20 protein-coding genes are annotated in these 15,234 nt (G+C 47.1%); 16 read left to right on the top strand and 4 right to left on the bottom strand.

Annotation, left to right across the window (positions count from 1 at the left end):
• Window positions 1–27 precede the first annotated feature (27 nt).
• A complete protein-coding gene (locus KNO72_RS02440) occupies window positions 28–933 on the bottom strand; it encodes a COX15/CtaA family protein (protein ID WP_015881280.1) in 906 nt (301 codons plus the stop codon).
• Window positions 934–1,266: 333 nt separating this feature from the next.
• Between KNO72_RS02440 and cyoE the strand changes: the two genes are divergently transcribed.
• The 10 genes from cyoE (at window position 1,267) to KNO72_RS02390 (ending at window position 9,224) form a co-directional block, all read left to right on the top strand.
• Window positions 1,267–2,190 carry a heme o synthase gene (gene cyoE / locus KNO72_RS02435; protein ID WP_214733658.1) on the top strand — a complete coding sequence of 308 codons (924 nt, stop codon included), beginning with the start codon at window positions 1,267–1,269 and terminating at the stop codon, window positions 2,188–2,190.
• Window positions 2,191–2,287: 97 nt separating this feature from the next.
• Complete coding sequence (gene coxB / locus KNO72_RS02430) at window positions 2,288–3,265, top strand: cytochrome c oxidase subunit II (protein ID WP_214757293.1); 978 nt, start codon at window positions 2,288–2,290, stop codon at window positions 3,263–3,265.
• Window positions 3,266–3,303: 38 nt separating this feature from the next.
• The gene (gene ctaD, locus KNO72_RS02425; RefSeq protein ID WP_214733747.1) at window positions 3,304–5,172 is read left to right on the top strand and encodes a cytochrome c oxidase subunit I; all 1,869 of its coding nucleotides are present in this window, start codon (window positions 3,304–3,306) and stop codon (window positions 5,170–5,172) included.
• Complete coding sequence (locus tag KNO72_RS02420; RefSeq protein ID WP_015881284.1) at window positions 5,173–5,799, top strand: cytochrome (ubi)quinol oxidase subunit III; 627 nt, start codon at window positions 5,173–5,175, stop codon at window positions 5,797–5,799.
• A 1-nt stretch (window position 5,800) separates the two neighbouring features.
• Complete coding sequence (locus KNO72_RS02415) at window positions 5,801–6,130, top strand: cytochrome C oxidase subunit IV family protein (protein ID WP_078146634.1); 330 nt, start codon at window positions 5,801–5,803, stop codon at window positions 6,128–6,130.
• 134 nt (window positions 6,131–6,264) lie between these two features.
• Window positions 6,265–7,188 carry a cytochrome c oxidase assembly protein gene (locus KNO72_RS02410; RefSeq protein WP_078146635.1) on the top strand — a complete coding sequence of 308 codons (924 nt, stop codon included), beginning with the start codon at window positions 6,265–6,267 and terminating at the stop codon, window positions 7,186–7,188.
• 24 nt (window positions 7,189–7,212) lie between these two features.
• Window positions 7,213–7,674, top strand: a complete 462-nt coding sequence (locus KNO72_RS02405; RefSeq protein ID WP_015881287.1) for a DUF420 domain-containing protein — start codon at window positions 7,213–7,215, stop codon at window positions 7,672–7,674.
• Window positions 7,675–7,695: 21 nt separating this feature from the next.
• On the top strand, window positions 7,696–8,310 hold the full coding sequence (locus tag KNO72_RS02400) for an SCO family protein (protein ID WP_015881288.1): 615 nt from the start codon (window positions 7,696–7,698) through the stop codon (window positions 8,308–8,310).
• A gap of 5 nt (window positions 8,311–8,315) precedes the next feature.
• Window positions 8,316–8,588 carry a hypothetical protein gene (locus KNO72_RS02395; protein WP_078146636.1) on the top strand — a complete coding sequence of 91 codons (273 nt, stop codon included), beginning with the start codon at window positions 8,316–8,318 and terminating at the stop codon, window positions 8,586–8,588.
• Window positions 8,589–8,732: 144 nt separating this feature from the next.
• Window positions 8,733–9,224, top strand: coding sequence for a cysteine hydrolase family protein (locus KNO72_RS02390; protein WP_214757144.1), 492 nt, complete (start codon window positions 8,733–8,735; stop codon window positions 9,222–9,224).
• Window positions 9,225–9,280: 56 nt separating this feature from the next.
• On the opposite strand, the gene KNO72_RS02385 is transcribed toward KNO72_RS02390, so the two are convergent.
• Together KNO72_RS02385 and KNO72_RS02380 are read right to left on the bottom strand one after the other, a co-directional pair.
• On the bottom strand, window positions 9,281–9,643 hold the full coding sequence (locus tag KNO72_RS02385) for a YugN family protein (RefSeq protein ID WP_015881291.1): 363 nt from the start codon (window positions 9,641–9,643) through the stop codon (window positions 9,281–9,283).
• A 104-nt stretch (window positions 9,644–9,747) separates the two neighbouring features.
• Window positions 9,748–10,503 carry an ATP-grasp domain-containing protein gene (locus KNO72_RS02380; protein ID WP_251028255.1) on the bottom strand — a complete coding sequence of 252 codons (756 nt, stop codon included), beginning with the start codon at window positions 10,501–10,503 and terminating at the stop codon, window positions 9,748–9,750.
• A 132-nt stretch (window positions 10,504–10,635) separates the two neighbouring features.
• Between KNO72_RS02380 and KNO72_RS02375 the strand changes: the two genes are divergently transcribed.
• Genes KNO72_RS02375 through KNO72_RS02355 form a run of 5 tightly spaced genes read left to right on the top strand, consistent with a single transcriptional unit; the run spans window position 10,636 to window position 13,427 of the window.
• The gene (locus KNO72_RS02375; RefSeq protein ID WP_015881293.1) at window positions 10,636–11,085 is read left to right on the top strand and encodes a YlbF/YmcA family competence regulator; all 450 of its coding nucleotides are present in this window, start codon (window positions 10,636–10,638) and stop codon (window positions 11,083–11,085) included.
• Window positions 11,069–11,323 (top strand): YlbG family protein, encoded by a 255-nt coding sequence (locus tag KNO72_RS02370; RefSeq protein ID WP_143406649.1) that lies wholly within the window; start codon window positions 11,069–11,071, stop codon window positions 11,321–11,323. Before KNO72_RS02375 ends, KNO72_RS02370 begins: the two co-directional genes overlap by 17 nt.
• A gap of 52 nt (window positions 11,324–11,375) precedes the next feature.
• Window positions 11,376–11,939, top strand: coding sequence for a 16S rRNA (guanine(966)-N(2))-methyltransferase RsmD (rsmD, locus tag KNO72_RS02365; RefSeq protein WP_078146640.1), 564 nt, complete (start codon window positions 11,376–11,378; stop codon window positions 11,937–11,939).
• A 4-nt stretch (window positions 11,940–11,943) separates the two neighbouring features.
• Entirely contained in the window at window positions 11,944–12,438 is a 495-nt protein-coding gene (coaD, locus tag KNO72_RS02360; RefSeq protein ID WP_015881296.1) for a pantetheine-phosphate adenylyltransferase, read from the top strand.
• Complete coding sequence (locus KNO72_RS02355) at window positions 12,435–13,427, top strand: SepM family pheromone-processing serine protease (protein WP_214757142.1); 993 nt, start codon at window positions 12,435–12,437, stop codon at window positions 13,425–13,427. Before coaD ends, KNO72_RS02355 begins: the two co-directional genes overlap by 4 nt.
• On the opposite strand, the gene KNO72_RS02350 is transcribed toward KNO72_RS02355, so the two are convergent.
• Window positions 13,406–14,536, bottom strand: coding sequence for a tRNA(Met) cytidine acetate ligase (locus tag KNO72_RS02350; protein ID WP_214757141.1), 1,131 nt, complete (start codon window positions 14,534–14,536; stop codon window positions 13,406–13,408). The two genes, KNO72_RS02355 and KNO72_RS02350, sit on opposite strands and share 22 nt — an antisense overlap.
• A 156-nt stretch (window positions 14,537–14,692) precedes the next feature.
• On the opposite strand from KNO72_RS02350, the gene KNO72_RS02345 reads away from it, so the two are divergent.
• Entirely contained in the window at window positions 14,693–15,220 is a 528-nt protein-coding gene (locus KNO72_RS02345; RefSeq protein ID WP_015881299.1) for a YceD family protein, read from the top strand.
• Window positions 15,221–15,234 lie beyond the last annotated feature (14 nt).

Here is a 15,234-nt window from a genome sequence, read left to right as displayed (position 1 = left end):
AAAGCGCCGCGGCGCTTTTTTGTTTGGTTATCCGTTCATATTTTTCAATTGTGCCCCGTCTTGTCGCGCTGTCGACCGATACGCGTGATAAGAGAGGTACGACAGGATGCCGAAGTAACAAGTGATCAAGAAGGCGTGAAGGAGCGGAACGTAAGTCGCGTGTCCCCCAAGAACGATCCATGCACCTGTACCGACTTGAAGCAGGATGAAGAAGAGAGACGCCATCATGCCGCGCTCAATCAATCGATTCATTTCTTTACGTGCCAAGTAAAGAACATACAACGTGTACAAGACGAGTAGCCCGGCCATCACACGGTGTCCCATCTGCACATACGACTCAAACGTCCACACTTCTTGTTCACAAATCGGCCAACCGACACAAGCATATGTAGCACCGAGGTGACGGACGTAAGCTCCGGTGTAGACGACAATCATCGTATAGATCGAGAGACCGTAAAGATGAGATCTCAACCGTCTCGATACGACTTGATGCTCTCGGTCACCTTCGAATAACAGAATCGTCAAAATGAGTAACGATGCGAACGACACGAGAGAAATGCCGAAATGAAGGGCCAGGATGGCGTCCGACTGTTGCCAAATGACCGCGCCCGCTCCAATGATCGATTGGATGAGCATAAAGATAAATGCGAGAAACGCGAAGATTTTCACATCGACCCGATGTTTGACCGCGATGAACGTCCAAATGGCGAGCGCAATGATGAGAAGACCTTCGATTCCGGAGACTACCCGGTGACTGTATTCGATCATCGTTTCAACGCTTGGGTTGGTTGGGATTAATTTTCCATGACAGAGTGGCCAGTCCGTCCCACAACCATCTCCTGAATCCGTCTTCGTCACGGTTCCACCCATGATGAGGACAAGCATCATCCCGAGGGTGACAAACCCTGAGAAAAACGCGAGTTTTTTATGCATGCAATACCACCTGCTTCTAATCAAAATCCGTTAAAAATGTACCTTGTTTATTTATATTTTTTTCGCCATACTTATTATACGGCTTTCTGTTCAAAAAACGAAATGGAAAAGCTTGCAATCGTTATCAAAAACGTTATTCTAATATTAGTAAAGCACATAAGGTGTGACAAATATCACACTATTGACACAAAAAACTCGCTATTTTACAAGCATAAAGGGCGTATTTTATAAAAAAATATGGTATCTTTGTAGAGAGTTAAGTGTATTTTGTTCATATTGTGTTTTTTCCGTGAAGAGAATGCGAGGATTTCGTGATTATGTGGGGGGGTCAGTATGACAAAAGTCAACCCAGGGATGATGGTAGATGTAGAGTATACAGAATCAACGTCATTCCGAGATTACGTCGCCTTAGCGAAAATGGGAATCGTTCGCGCCAACCTGTTGTTGGTGTTTGCAGGATTCTTCGTGGCAGCGACGTACCAGAGCGATACGCCAGTCCTTTACTTGTTTGAAGTTTGGCCACAGCTCTTATTAACGATGTTAGGAAGCGCACTCGTGATTTCGGGGAGTTGTTACCTAAACAACTTTGTGGACCGAGATATCGATTACTTAATGGATCGTACGGACAATCGACCGAGTGTAACCGGCAAGATTTCAGGAGAGAAGATTTTACTCCTTGGATTGACACAACTTGCAATCGGAACACTACTATTGCTCCTTGTATCGTACGTCGCCGCAGTATTCGGTTTAATCGGAGCATTTTTTTATGTCGTGATTTATACGATGTGGCTGAAGCGTACGAGTACGCTCAATACAGTCGTCGGTAGTATTTCAGGAGCCGTTCCACCGCTCATCGGTTGGGCAGCAATTGATCCAAATCTATATATCGATGCGTGGCTCATGTTCCTTGTCATGTTCTTATGGCAACCACCACACTTCCTGGCGCTCGCCATGCGACGGACGGAAGAGTATCGAGCGGCAGGCATTCCGATGCTTCCGGTCGTGAACGGATTTGCCATCACGAAACGGCAAATCATCTGGTGGATTGCGACGCTGATTCCGGCATCGCTCTTATTTATGCACTATGGTCTTGTTTACTTGACAGTCGCAGCCGGTTTAGGGGGCTACTGGTTGTATCTCGGGTTGAAAGGATTCAACGCCGAGGATGAAATCAAGTGGGCAAACAAAATGTTCTTCTATTCATTAATTTATTTAGTCGTGTGGATTATCGCGCTGATTTTGACAGCACTCTGGTGATCGCACTCACTATATAGAAAACCATTACACATCATTTTGGGAGAAAGTGGGGATTGTTGTGAAATCATTTAAGAAGCTTCTGTTTGGCATCGTCCCGATGATGATGTTCGCAGTCCTGTTATCAGGTTGCGGTCAAGAGGGATTGTCTGCATTGAAGCCGATGGGAGAAGGGGCTGAGCTTCAGCTCCGCATCATTCTCATCAGTTTGGCGATCATGCTCTTCGTACTCATCATCGTCTCGGTCATTTACGTGTACGTGCTCATGAAGTTCCGTCGGAAAGATGAATCGATTCCGAAGCAAGTTGAAGGTAGCAGTACACTCGAGATGATTTGGACAGTCGTTCCGATTATCCTTCTCATCATTCTCGCTGTTCCGACAATCACGACGACTGTCGAACTCGCGAAAGCGAAAGAAGCGAAAAAAGAAGAAGAAATCAACGTTACAGCTAACTTGTACTGGTGGGAATTTGAATATCCAGAAGCAGGTGTTGTGACAGGGCAAGAGCTCGTCATTCCAGTCGGAAAACGAGTCGGCATCAACTTGACGTCTAAAGATGTCATTCACTCATTCTGGGTACCAGCTTTATCTGGTAAGACAGATACGAACCCAGGACTTGATAACGAAATGTGGTTACATGCAAATGAACCAGGTACTTACTACGGGAAATGTGCTGAGCTTTGCGGTCCGTCACATGCCCTTATGGACTTTAAAGTCATCGCGCTCGAGCAAGAAGAATATGATCAATGGCTCGCTGACATGAAAGCCAAGCAAGACGAGAACGGTGAGAAACTCGTCGCAGACAACACGAACTTGACGACAGGTGAAGAAGTGTATGTCCAAAGCTGCTTAAGCTGTCACGGCGGCGGTAAAGTGGCACCAAGTTTGACGAACTTCGGTGATCGTGAATGGCTCGCAGGTTACCTCGAAAACAACAAGGACAACTTGAAAGAGTGGATTCGTGACCCGCAAGAGAAGAAACAAGGGGCTCTTATGCCAGGATTCAATGAAGGTCAAATCAGCAACGAAGAATTAGATGCACTCGTTGACTTCTTGTATGAGCAGAAGATTGACTAACGGGAAAAGGGGGATTTCACGTGGCACAGACCACTGCAATGCAGCAATCGCGTAAATACAATGGCATCATGGATTGGATTACGACGGTTGACCACAAAAAAATCGGTATTTTGTATTTGTTCTCAGGAATCTTCTTCCTCCTTCTCGGTGGAATTGAAGCATTAGTGATTCGTTGGCAACTCGTCAAACCAATGAACGATTTCGTCAGCGGTGAGACATTTAACCAGTTGATTACGATGCACGGGACGACGATGATCTTCCTAGCGGCCATGCCGATGCTATTCGGTTTCATGAACGCCGTCGTACCACTTCAAATCGGGGCACGCGACGTTGCGTTCCCATTCATTAACTCATTAGGTTTTTGGTTGTTCTTCTTCGGTGGAGTCATGCTTAACTTGAGCTGGTTCTTCGGAGCAGCACCAAACGCAGGGTGGACGGCTTACGCTCCACTTTCAACACAACCGGAAGCGACAGGGGTAGACTTCTACGCTCTCGGTCTTCAGATTTCAGGTTTCGGTACACTGATGGCCGGGATTAACTTCCTTGTCACCATCTTGAACATGCGTGCGCCAGGAATGAAACTCATGCGTATGCCACTCTTCACATGGACGACTTTCGTTGCATCGGCATTGATCGTCTTCGCATTCCCACCACTTACGGTCGGATTGTTCATGTTGATGTTCGAGCGACTCTTCGGAGCTGCTTATTTTGACCCGGCGCTTGGCGGGAACGTTGTCATCTGGGAACATCTTTTCTGGATCTTCGGTCACCCAGAAGTATACATCTTGATCTTACCGGCATTCGGTATTTTCTCGGAAATCATTCCGACATTTTCACGTAAACGTCTCTTCGGTTACACGACGATGGTCTTCGCGACAATGCTCATCGGTTTCCTTGGATTCATGGTTTGGGTTCACCACATGTTCACAGTCGGTCTTGGTCCAGTTGCCAACTCGATCTTCGCTGTTGCAACGATGGCGATTGCCGTACCAACGGGTGTTAAAATCTTTAACTGGCTCTTCACACTGTGGGGCGGTCAAATTAAATTCAACGTCGCCATGCTTTACTCAGTCGCGTTCATTCCTTCATTCCTCGTAGGTGGGATGACAGGGGTTATGCTCTCGGTCGCACCGGCTGACTATCAGTACCACGACAGCTACTTCGTTGTCGCTCACTTCCACTACGTAATCGTAGGTGGGGTTGTATACGGTCTCTTCGCAGGACTTTACTACTGGTTCCCACTCATGTTCGGAAAAGCCCTTTCTGAAAAGCTTGGATACTGGCAGTTCTGGTTGTTCTTTATCGGGTTCCACTTGACGTTCTTCCCGCAACACTTCCTCGGATTGTTCGGTATGCCACGTCGAGTCTTCACATACCTCGATGGTCAAGGTTGGGATACACTCAACATGCTCTCGACAATCGGTGCATTCTTCATGGGTGTGTCAACGATTGTCCTGCTCGTCGCTGTTGTGAAAGCCTTCTTGTCGAAAGACCGCGTCAAACCAGACCACTGGGGAGATGGACGTACGCTTGAGTGGACACTTCCTGTTCCGACTCCGGAGTACAACTTTGCACAAACACCACTCGTCAAAGGACTTGATACGTTCTGGCTCGAGAAAATGGCTGGCAACAAACGCGTGTCAGTCGCTGAAGAAGTTTCGGACATCCACATGCCGAACAACTCGCTCATTCCGTTCTTCATGTCACTCGGCCTCTTTATCGCGGGACTCGGTGCCATCTTCCAGATGGATAACACGGTCGTCGGTTGGTCATTGATTGGATTTGGATTAGCGATGACGTTCGTCTCGATGTTCCTACGTTCTTGGATTGACGATCACGGCTACTACATTCCGAAGTCACAAGTCGAAGCAGACTTGAAAGCGATTCGTGAGAAAGGAGAACAATAAATGGCACATGCAGTTGAAAAACACCCAGTGACCGGTATCCCGGCCAATCCAGAGAAAGCAACACTGGAAGGGAAAAATAAATATGTGGCCTTCTGGTTCTTCCTTGGTGGAGAGACAGTCCTCTTCGCCTCGCTCTTTGGAACATACGTTGGTCTCTTGAACTCTGGTGCGCCAGAGGAATTACGTTCGTATAACATTTTCGAAATGGAGCTCGTCTTCATCATGACGATGCTCCTCCTCACAAGTTCACTTACAAGTGTCCTTGCGATGATGAACATGAAAGCAAACAATCCAGGGCGTATGAAGCTTTGGTTGATTGTCACACTCCTTCTTGGTGCCGGCTTCCTTGGTGCTGAGATTTACGAGTTCATTCACTACTACCACATCGGTCACACGTTCACATCGAGCGCATTCGGTTCAGCCTTCTATACGTTGGTTGGTTTCCACGGTGCGCACGTAACGTTCGGTCTCCTCTGGATTACGACACTCTTGATTCGTAACTGGAACCGTCCGATCGATGTATACAATGCACCAAAGTTCTATGTATCGAGTCTATATTGGCACTTTATCGACGTTGTTTGGGTCTTCATCTTCTCAATCGTCTACCTCTTAGGGATGGTGAACTAATATGGAAAAACGAGTAATGAACGAATCTCACAAGCAGTTAGAGCTTGAAGTAAAAGCAGAGTCGAAACGTGAGTATCAGCTTCAATTGATCAGTTTCGCAATGATGATTTTACTCACATTCGTGGCATTCGGCGCCGTCTATGCGGAATTGATGCCAGTGTGGGCAGCAGGTGGTTTCTTAATCATCTTGGCGGTCATCCAAGTCTTCCTACAGTTATATATCTTCATGCATATGAATAACCGTGGGAACACATGGATCGTTGTCATGATGTGGCTAGGCATCTTTGTCGCCATCATCACGGTCGCTGCACTCCGCTTACTCATTTGGTAATTGTGACAAAGGATTGAACATCTGTGGAAACACGGATGATTCGGTCCTTTTTCCTTTACTTCAAAAATGAATGAATAGTAATCTTGAAGTGAACGGTTTCAAAGGTTAGGGAGAGAAAGAAAAGGGGTGAACGGATGCTCTGGAATACGTCGGAGCTGCTCAATCAATTTGATTGGCTCACGTTATGGAGTCCGCTGTTCGGATTGCTCATGGTCGGGATTTATGTGTTATACGCCGTCGTGACAGAGAGAATGGCGAAGCGAGGATATGCCTCGACCACGTTATTACAAAAGTTTAGTATGTTGTTTGCGATTGTTTTGTATTACATCGGTTTTGGAAGTCCAATCGATGTCATGGCACATATCATTTTATCGGTGCATATGTTCCAAATGGTGCTCGTCTATATTTTGGCACCGGCACTCGTCGTTTACGGTCTACCGTACTGGGTGTTTGAAAAAGTACTTAGCTTCAAATGGATTGGGCCGACGTTCAAGTTTTTGACGAAGCCACTGATTGCGCTTATTTTATTCAACGCATTGTTCTCGATTTACCATATGCCGGTCGTATTTGACTACGTCTTGACGAACTATGGCGTTCACCGGATTTTCCACGGTGCCCTTCTCGTCTTTAGTTTGACGATGTGGTATCCGGTCATCGTTCCACTCGTCTCAGACGAAGAGGAAGGCATGTCCGATTTGAAACGAATGGTGTACATTATCGCCAACGGGGTCTTATTGACACCTGCCTGTGCGCTCATCATCTTCAGTCAAACGACGCTCTATAATGCGTACACGGACCCGCAGACGTTTGCGACAGTCCTTGGCTACTGTCTCCCGAACGGTGACGTTTCTGGAATTGATTTAGAGGCATTGATGGGAGCGACGAACAGCGCGCTCGAAGATCAACGTTTCGGTGGGGTTCTCATGAAGCTCGGTCAAGAGATCGTGTACGGCTTCTTCTTCGGCTGGACGTTCTTCGGTTGGGTGCGACGGACGAAGTCACTTGCTCTTGATGAAGGCATGTCATTCACTCCGCAAGAAACAAATGAAAAAAATTAAACAGAACATAAAGGGGAAACATTGATGAACTATCTTGCCTTAATTAGTGTGTCATTCATCGTCATCAGTGCGATTCTTGTCGCCATCGGGTGGGTGATTATCGCAAAAGACCGCAGCAACATCGAAAAACATAAAAAGGTGATGACGGCCGCCGCGATTGCAGCGACGACGTTCTTCATCCTTTACGTCTCACGTACCATTTTTGTCGGCAACACGGCATTCGGAGGACCGGATTCAGTGAAGCCGTTCTATCTCGGTTTTATGATTTTCCATATTCTTCTCGCGACAACAGGTGGTATCCTCGGATTGATTACGCTCTATCTCGGTTATAAAAACAAGATCGAGAAACACCGGAAAATCGGACCGAAAGCGTCAGTCGTCTGGTTCTTCACGGCCATTACGGGTGTGACGGTTTACATTCTTCTCTATGTGGCATATGACCCAGGTGAAACGACGAACGTATTCCGCGCGATAATCGGAGGATGATCCATAGAGAGGGAGAACTGTATGAAACGGAATAGCTATTTGACGGTCGGTTTGACCGTCTTGACGCTTGTCGTCATCGGAGTAGCCGTGTATTTTGTTTTCTTCAATCAAGACGACCTACCCGTCATTCAAGAGCCAACCCCGTTCACATTAACGAACGCATTAAATGAAGAGACCTATGATTCCGACAACGGAAAAGTGAAGATTGTGACGTTCTTCTATACGAACTGTCCAGATATTTGTCCGCTCACGTTACGTGATTTCATGAAGCTCGAAAAAGAATTGAAAAAAGAGAACTTATACGGATCGGACGTAGAACTCGTTGCGATCACGGTTGACCCGGAGGTGGATACCGTGCCCGTTCTGAAAAATTACGGGGAAGCATTCCAAGCGGAGCCGACTGGATGGAAGATGTTGACGGGAGACCAGGTAGACATCGATCGGATCACGCGCCAGCTACAGTTCTATTATTCGAAGGCGAACAGCGGACTCGTGACGCATGCGACGACGATGTACGTCATCGACCGCCATCATGATGTCCGGGCTGTCGCGCAGATGGCAACGGCAGGGGATGAACCGGTCGATATCGAATCTATCATGGAGGACGTTAAAGTGCTCGCGAATGAAAAGGAGTGATCACCATGAACGATACGATGGCTGTGATTGGGAATGACTATTCATACGGAGACGTGACGATTGCAGAACGGGCGATTGAAGATTTGATCGCGTGTAGCGCGATTGAATTCGGCTTGAAAGAAGTGAAAGTCGTCTCTCGCTCGAAAGACCACTATGATTATCAAATCATTGCACCATTATCACTCGTCGAGGCAGAGCGATTGTATCGCTATGTTCGAGACCAATTCGATTTATTGCTCGGTCAAGTCGATGTGACGTTGACCGTCATTGCGACATGACATAAAGGAGGACCCGCAAAGGGCCTCTTTTTTTATATGCTCGACGCTGTGTTTCTCATGACTATATCTTCCAGAGGCGAACTTTGCTATACTAAATACTAAATCGAACAAATGTTCGTTTTTAGAAATGGAGGAGGGTGAAATATGCAGAACCAGGCTTTAGTCGTTATTGACATTCAAAATGACATCACGAAAAATTACAAAGCAATCATCGACAACATCAATAAAGCAATCGATTGGGCGGTCAAAAAGAAATTACATATCGTCTATATCCGGCATGAAAATTTATCGGCGGGGACGAGAACGTTCAAAACAGGAACGCGAGGAGCGGAATTAGCACCAGATTTGATGCTCGTGTCCGATCACGTGTTTACAAAATACAAGGGCAACGCTTTGACGAGCGAAGCGTTTGTGACGTTCATTGAACAGCATCACATCGATACGTTTTATATCACTGGGGCTGATGCGACCGCCTGTGTGAAGTCGACTTGCTACAATCTGCGGAAATCTGACTATGCCGTTAGCATCTTGTCGGATTGCATCACGAGCTACGATTTGAAAAAAATAGAAGATATGATTATATATTATAAAAGTAAAGGGTGCGTGATCATCGAATCAAAGGACTTGTCGACGTAAATTGCCAAACAACGTTTGACTCGACTTATGTGAGCCTATAAGAAAAACCCCTTCGCTTATGCAAGGGGTTTGACTTCTAATGTTTCTGCGAGTGCTTTTAGACGGCGCTCACAGTCGCGGACGATTTCTTCTGGGAAGACTTCATCGTATTCAACACCGTGTGGATAATAATGCTTTCCTAAAATCGGTGTAAGCATTTTGACAACAGCGTGACGATCTTCGATTTGACCTTCGATCGCGTATACAGGTAAGCGAAGATAGAATGTTTCGCCAGTCGATTGTTTCTCATATTTCATGTCATACGTGGCACGCTCGTAATCCCAAGCACCTTCACGGATGAAATGATGATGATCCATGATCGTCTCGAGCAAACCAAAACGGATTTCTTTTCCCTCGATGTGGAACTGCTCAAATTTCATCATAATCCCCCTTTTCGAATAAACCTCATATGTCATCATACCATATTCAAAAACGTTCTTGGAATAACGTGTGTTCAAATTGTGAAAAAAAGATGAACGATTAATCAGCCGAGTGAATTTAAGTATTCCTCGATTTTTTGCGGGAGCTGCACGCCGAGCGGTAGCAATCCTTCCGACCCGAAAAAGACGTTGAATTCTAAAATGTAAAATCCATCTTCTGTCACGATGACGTCAAACGCTGCGTGATTGATGGATAACGTGTTCGCAATCGATTGAACTTCTTGGACGACGTCTTCCGGGATGTCTTCGTACGAGAAGTTAGCCCCTTGAGCGACATTGTTTAAAAAAGCCTCGCTGACACGCCAATAGGCACCGACTACCTCTTCTCCAATCACGATGATGCGTAAGTCGCGATCATTCGGAATGAACTCTTGGACATAGAACGTATCATGATTCTCGACGTATTCTAACCAGTCTTGGTCATTTTTGATTAACCATACCCCTTGACCCATTGAGGATTTGGCTTTTTTGGCGACGAACGGGTAGTGGAATTCTTCCAACACGCGTTCAATCGTGTATGGGTTCTTTCCATAAATCAATGTCTTCGGAATCCGATGCGGATATGTCGCCTTGAAGGCGCGCGTCATCTCGATCTTGTCGTGCCCGAGGTGATAAGTCGCAGGTGATGGGAAGATTGCTTTATTCATCCCGTAGATGATGGAATTGACCATCCAATACTCAGGGAACAGGACGAGGTCGGCAGCGCGAACCTTATCGAGCTGATCGAAATAATATTCGGGTTTCGCATAATCCGTCTTGATACCGGCCGATCGGATCATATTAAAAGAAACTTTTTTCATACGTAGACGCATCGGTTGCGTCTGTTCACTTCCTTTCTACATGGAACGCCTTGCGGTCAACTTCAATTATAGTGTGGATTGCTTACATAGGGAAACAATTGTGGTAAAATCATGGCAGAAAGGGTGAGGGGTATGATAATCACTGAACAGACGATTGCCCTGCTCGATCAAACAGAAGAATTGACCGATTTGATTGAAGCAAGCGAATCGTTTCAAACATATATTCAAACGAAAGCGGCACGTCTCGCATCACAAGAAGCAAAGGAAATCGAGCGTGAGTTCTTGAAGATGAAAGAGGACTATGAGTATGTCCAGCGATTCGGAAAGCATCATCCGGACCACGACCGCATCAAAAAAGAGATGCATCTCATCAAACGTCGTCTCGACGTTCAGCCGGAAATCGCTGCGTTCAAAAAAGCGGAACGAAGCTTGGATAAGTTGTTAGGGGAAGTGAGTGAACTACTCGCTCATTCAGTCTCTCCTAAAATCAAGGTCCCGACCGGTAATCCATTCTTTGATGAAGGTGGATGTTCTGGTGGAGGTAGCTGCGGAGGAGGCGGAAGTTGTGGATGCGCCGTCTAAGTTGAATGAACGGATTGGCTTCGTCGTATACGTGAATTCCTTGAAACAAGTGAAAGCGTTAAGACGTTATGCGAATCTTTACTTTGTCTCAAAACGAGAGAAGTATGCGTTTCTTTATACTGACCTCGAAGGTCATGAAGCCGTACTCGAACAAGTGAAAGCATTGCCGTTCGTGGAAGCGGTCGTACGAAGTGAGCGTCCATTCATTTCCGAAACGTACGAGACAAAATCGAAATAAACAAAAAGATGAAGGTGGCATCACCTTCATCTTTTCTGCTGGAGGGAAAGACATGCGTGTCATATCTGGAGAACGAAAAGGGACCCGTTTAAAAGCGGTCCCAGGAACGGCGACACGGCCGACGACCGATAAAGTGAAGGAATCGTTATTCAACATCATCGGACCTTATTTTTCAGGCGGGAAAGCACTAGACCTGTACGCGGGCAGTGGTGGGCTCGGAATCGAGGCGTTATCACGAGGTTGTGACGAAGCTATTTTTGTCGATCGTCAACCGAAAGCCGTACAAACGATTCAAGAGAATTTACGAGCGACCCATTATGAAGTGAAAGGGAAAGTATATCGTCAAGACGCCAAGGCGGTACTCGAACAGCTCAAGGTTCAACAGGAACAATTTAAGCTCATTTTTATGGATCCTCCATATCATGCGGAAGAACATGTGGCGTTCTTACAAATGATCGATGAGTCGAATCTCTTGATGGATATCGGCGTAGTCGTCTGTGAACACGGCAGCGACGTGACGTTACCGGAACGAGTAGGACGATTTGAACGAATTAAAGAACAGCGATACTCAGATGTCATCACCATCAGTTTCTATGAGTACGCATCAGAGGAGTGACACGATGAAACGGATTGCGATTTGTCCGGGTAGCTTTGACCCAATCACAAACGGACATCTAGATATTATTGAACGAGCGGCGGCCATTTTTGACGAAGTCATCGTGGCTGTCCTTGAAAATTCAAGCAAAGCCCCATTATTTGATGTGGAGGAAAGACTTGGACTGATTCGAGATGTGACGACACATCTGCCAAACGTGTCGGCTGACGCGTTCGGTGGATTGCTTGTCGAGTACGCCGCAGAGCGGGAAGCGGCGACGATCGTCCGTGGGCTCCGTGCAGTCTCAGATTTCGAATACGAGCTTCAAATCGCATCAATTAACAAAAAATTGAATGAGAACGTCGAGACGTTGTTCATGATGACGAATAGTCAATATTCGTTCCTCAGCTCGTCGATTGTCAAAGAAGTGGCGAAATATGGGGCATCGGTCAGTGAGCTCGTACCGGAACAGGTTGAAATTGCCTTACGTAAAAAGTATCAAGTGAGTTCGGGACAATGAAATCGTTAAAGATCGGTCTCGGTTTACTCGTCACAGTTCTTCTCTTCCTGTTCGTCCCACTTCCTTACTACATCTCTTCACCCGGAGCGGCGACGTCAATTGAAGAGTTCCTGACCGTCCAAGGTGGCGAAAAAGAGGATGGGGAACTGATGATGGTGACGATCTCACAACGCCGTGCGACTCCGTTTTGGTTAGCGGAAAGTTGGGTGACCCCGTTCACGGAAGCGAATTTATCCAGTCGCTATTTATATGATGGAGAGAGTGAGGCAGACTATGAACGTCGCCAACAATTATTGATGGACTCCTCTCAACAAGCAGCAATCCAATACGCCTATCAGTTAGCAGATCAAGACGTGACGGTTGATTTCGAGGGAATTTATGTATCTGCTCCGATTCCTGGGTCCCTTGCGGCAAATGTGTTGAAGCCGGGTGATGTCATCACGGCCATCGATGGGATGTCCTTTGCCACTCGCGTCGACTTTTTGAATCGCATATCGGAATTTGAGGCGGGCGATGAAGTGGAGTTGACGATTGAACGAGACGGCGAAGAACGTGTCGTGCAAACGCTCATTCAGCCGATCGATCAAAGTGGGGATCGTGTCGGGATTGGAATCTATGAGCCGCTTCCCGTTCAAGAAATCACAGCTGATCCTGAAGTCGATGTCGCTTTGACGAATGTCGGTGGTCCGTCTGCAGGATTGATGTTCACATTAGAAATCTATGATCAATTGACGCCAGGTGACTTGGCAAATGGAAAACGGATTGCCGGAACCGGAACGGTCGATGAGGAAGGGAATGTCGGACCTATCGGAGGTGCATGGCAGAAAATTGTCGCCGCCGACGAGGAAAGAGCTGAAGTCTTCTTTGTGCCGGCCGGTTCAAATTATGAAGAGGCGCTGGAATCACGAGACCGCCTAAACAGTGACATTGAAGTCGTCCCTGTCAAGACGGTCGAGGATGCGATTCGTTATTTAGAAGAGATGAACTGAGGGCGTTGCCGGTGCTCGATCAATGCATCATCTTGAAGCGGGAGTCGATATGCTTCGGTGACACGAGCTTCGAAATCGAGCCGGGCATCGAACTTACTGACGAGTGGCACGTCATCCTTCACATCTCGTAACGCAAGTCGTCCGAGATCGTTGAAGGCGAGCGGTCTCACGTAAGGGACTTCGTCAAAGCGTGTCGGTGCCTCGTCTTTTAACCAGTGAAGCAGTACGGCGACGAACGCCCGCTGAATGGCGGTACGCGTGTAGCGGCGTGTCGACACGGTAGCAAGTGCACGTTCGAATGAAGGCTCGACTCCCGCCTGCTTAAGACGAGGTGCGAGAGAAGCATCAATTCCTACGAGCTCCGTCAATGTGTGGAGTGGCAAGGTTCTCAGTTTGAATTGTAAGACGGGCCAATAGTGTTCCCAATGTGTCATCGGTTGTGTCCGAAACATCGCTTCAGTCGATGCCGGGACGGCACGAACTTCACCGGTGTCTAGGTAATGAGCCCGAATACCCGTTGCCGACATGACGTCCATTAATGAAGGATCGTGATAATCAGCCCCGAGCCGTTTGACTGTATGTAACTGAATCATCTTTGCTGCTTTGGCGTAATGATAGCCCAAAATGTTGTTTGGTCGCGTCAAATCAAATGAGGGATAAACGGTCCGGAAAGCTCGACTCGAAGCTTGAGCGGACGAGTGTCCTTCTTGTAGCGCTTCTTGAAGCGCCTCTTTGTAACGTGACGTCTCTTCGACATGTGAACGGGCTGCATGGAGGATTGCATCGATATCCCCGCTCTCACTCCCGAACGATAGCCTCTGGCAACGGAGCTGTTCAGCAATCGAGACGGAGGCTTTAGCGAAACGGTCGGCGCGTTGGACCCCGTACTGGGTCGGTAACTCGATGACTAGATCGATTGCACCGCTCTCGACGGCAGCCTTAGCCCGTTTCCACTTGTCGAACGAGGCGGGTTCGCCCCGTTGAGTGAACTGGGCACTCATGATGGCAATCATGACATCCGCCCCGGTTTCGTGACGTGCAGTTTGCGCTTGATAATAGTGCCCGTTGTGAAACGGGTTGTACTCTGCAATAATGGCCGTCTTTTGCATGATTTACTCCTTTGCATTGTCGTATGGATTGGTGTAAGATGAGTAAGTACGCTTTGGCAAAGCGCCGTCGTCAACTGATTTTAGTGTAAAGAAAAAACATTGACAAAACAAGTTGGCCTATCTATAATTCATATTGTTGCAATTGAGGTGATTCGGATGAAATGGTCTATTGCACAGCTACTTAAGCTCCGAAACCAGGGTGACGGTTTTACAATCGATGAGATGGTAGAACTACCAGAGCTGACTCAGCTCCATCCGGATATCCGTTCGATTCGCCCGGTGCATGTGCACGGGGATGCATCGTTCACATCTAATCAAGTTACATTCAATCTGAAGATTCAAGGTGACCTGACGTTGCCAGATGCGCGAACGTTAGAAGATGTCACTTATGAATTCGATATTGAATCGCTCGAGCCTTTCTTTTTGGAGAATGGGCGTTATACGGAGCAATTCGATGACGTGAATTTGCCAGAAGGAAATACGATCAGTCTTGTACCGATTGTAAAAGAGCTCATCATGTTAGACGTCCCGATGCAAGTTTACGGGAACGAAACAGACAAAACTCAGGTTGAAGGAGAAGGCTGGACGCTTACTGACGAACAGCCCGAAGCCCAACCAAAAATTGACCCGCGTTTCGCGGGACTGGCCGACCTGTTCTCGAAAAAAGAGAACGAGGAAGGTTAACTTATCAAGGAGGT

Origin of the sequence: Exiguobacterium sp. s123 (assembly GCF_018617075.1) — a bacterium.
Taxonomy (GTDB): domain Bacteria; phylum Bacillota; class Bacilli; order Exiguobacteriales; family Exiguobacteriaceae; genus Exiguobacterium; species Exiguobacterium profundum.
This window is presented reverse-complemented; position numbering and strand designations above follow the sequence as displayed.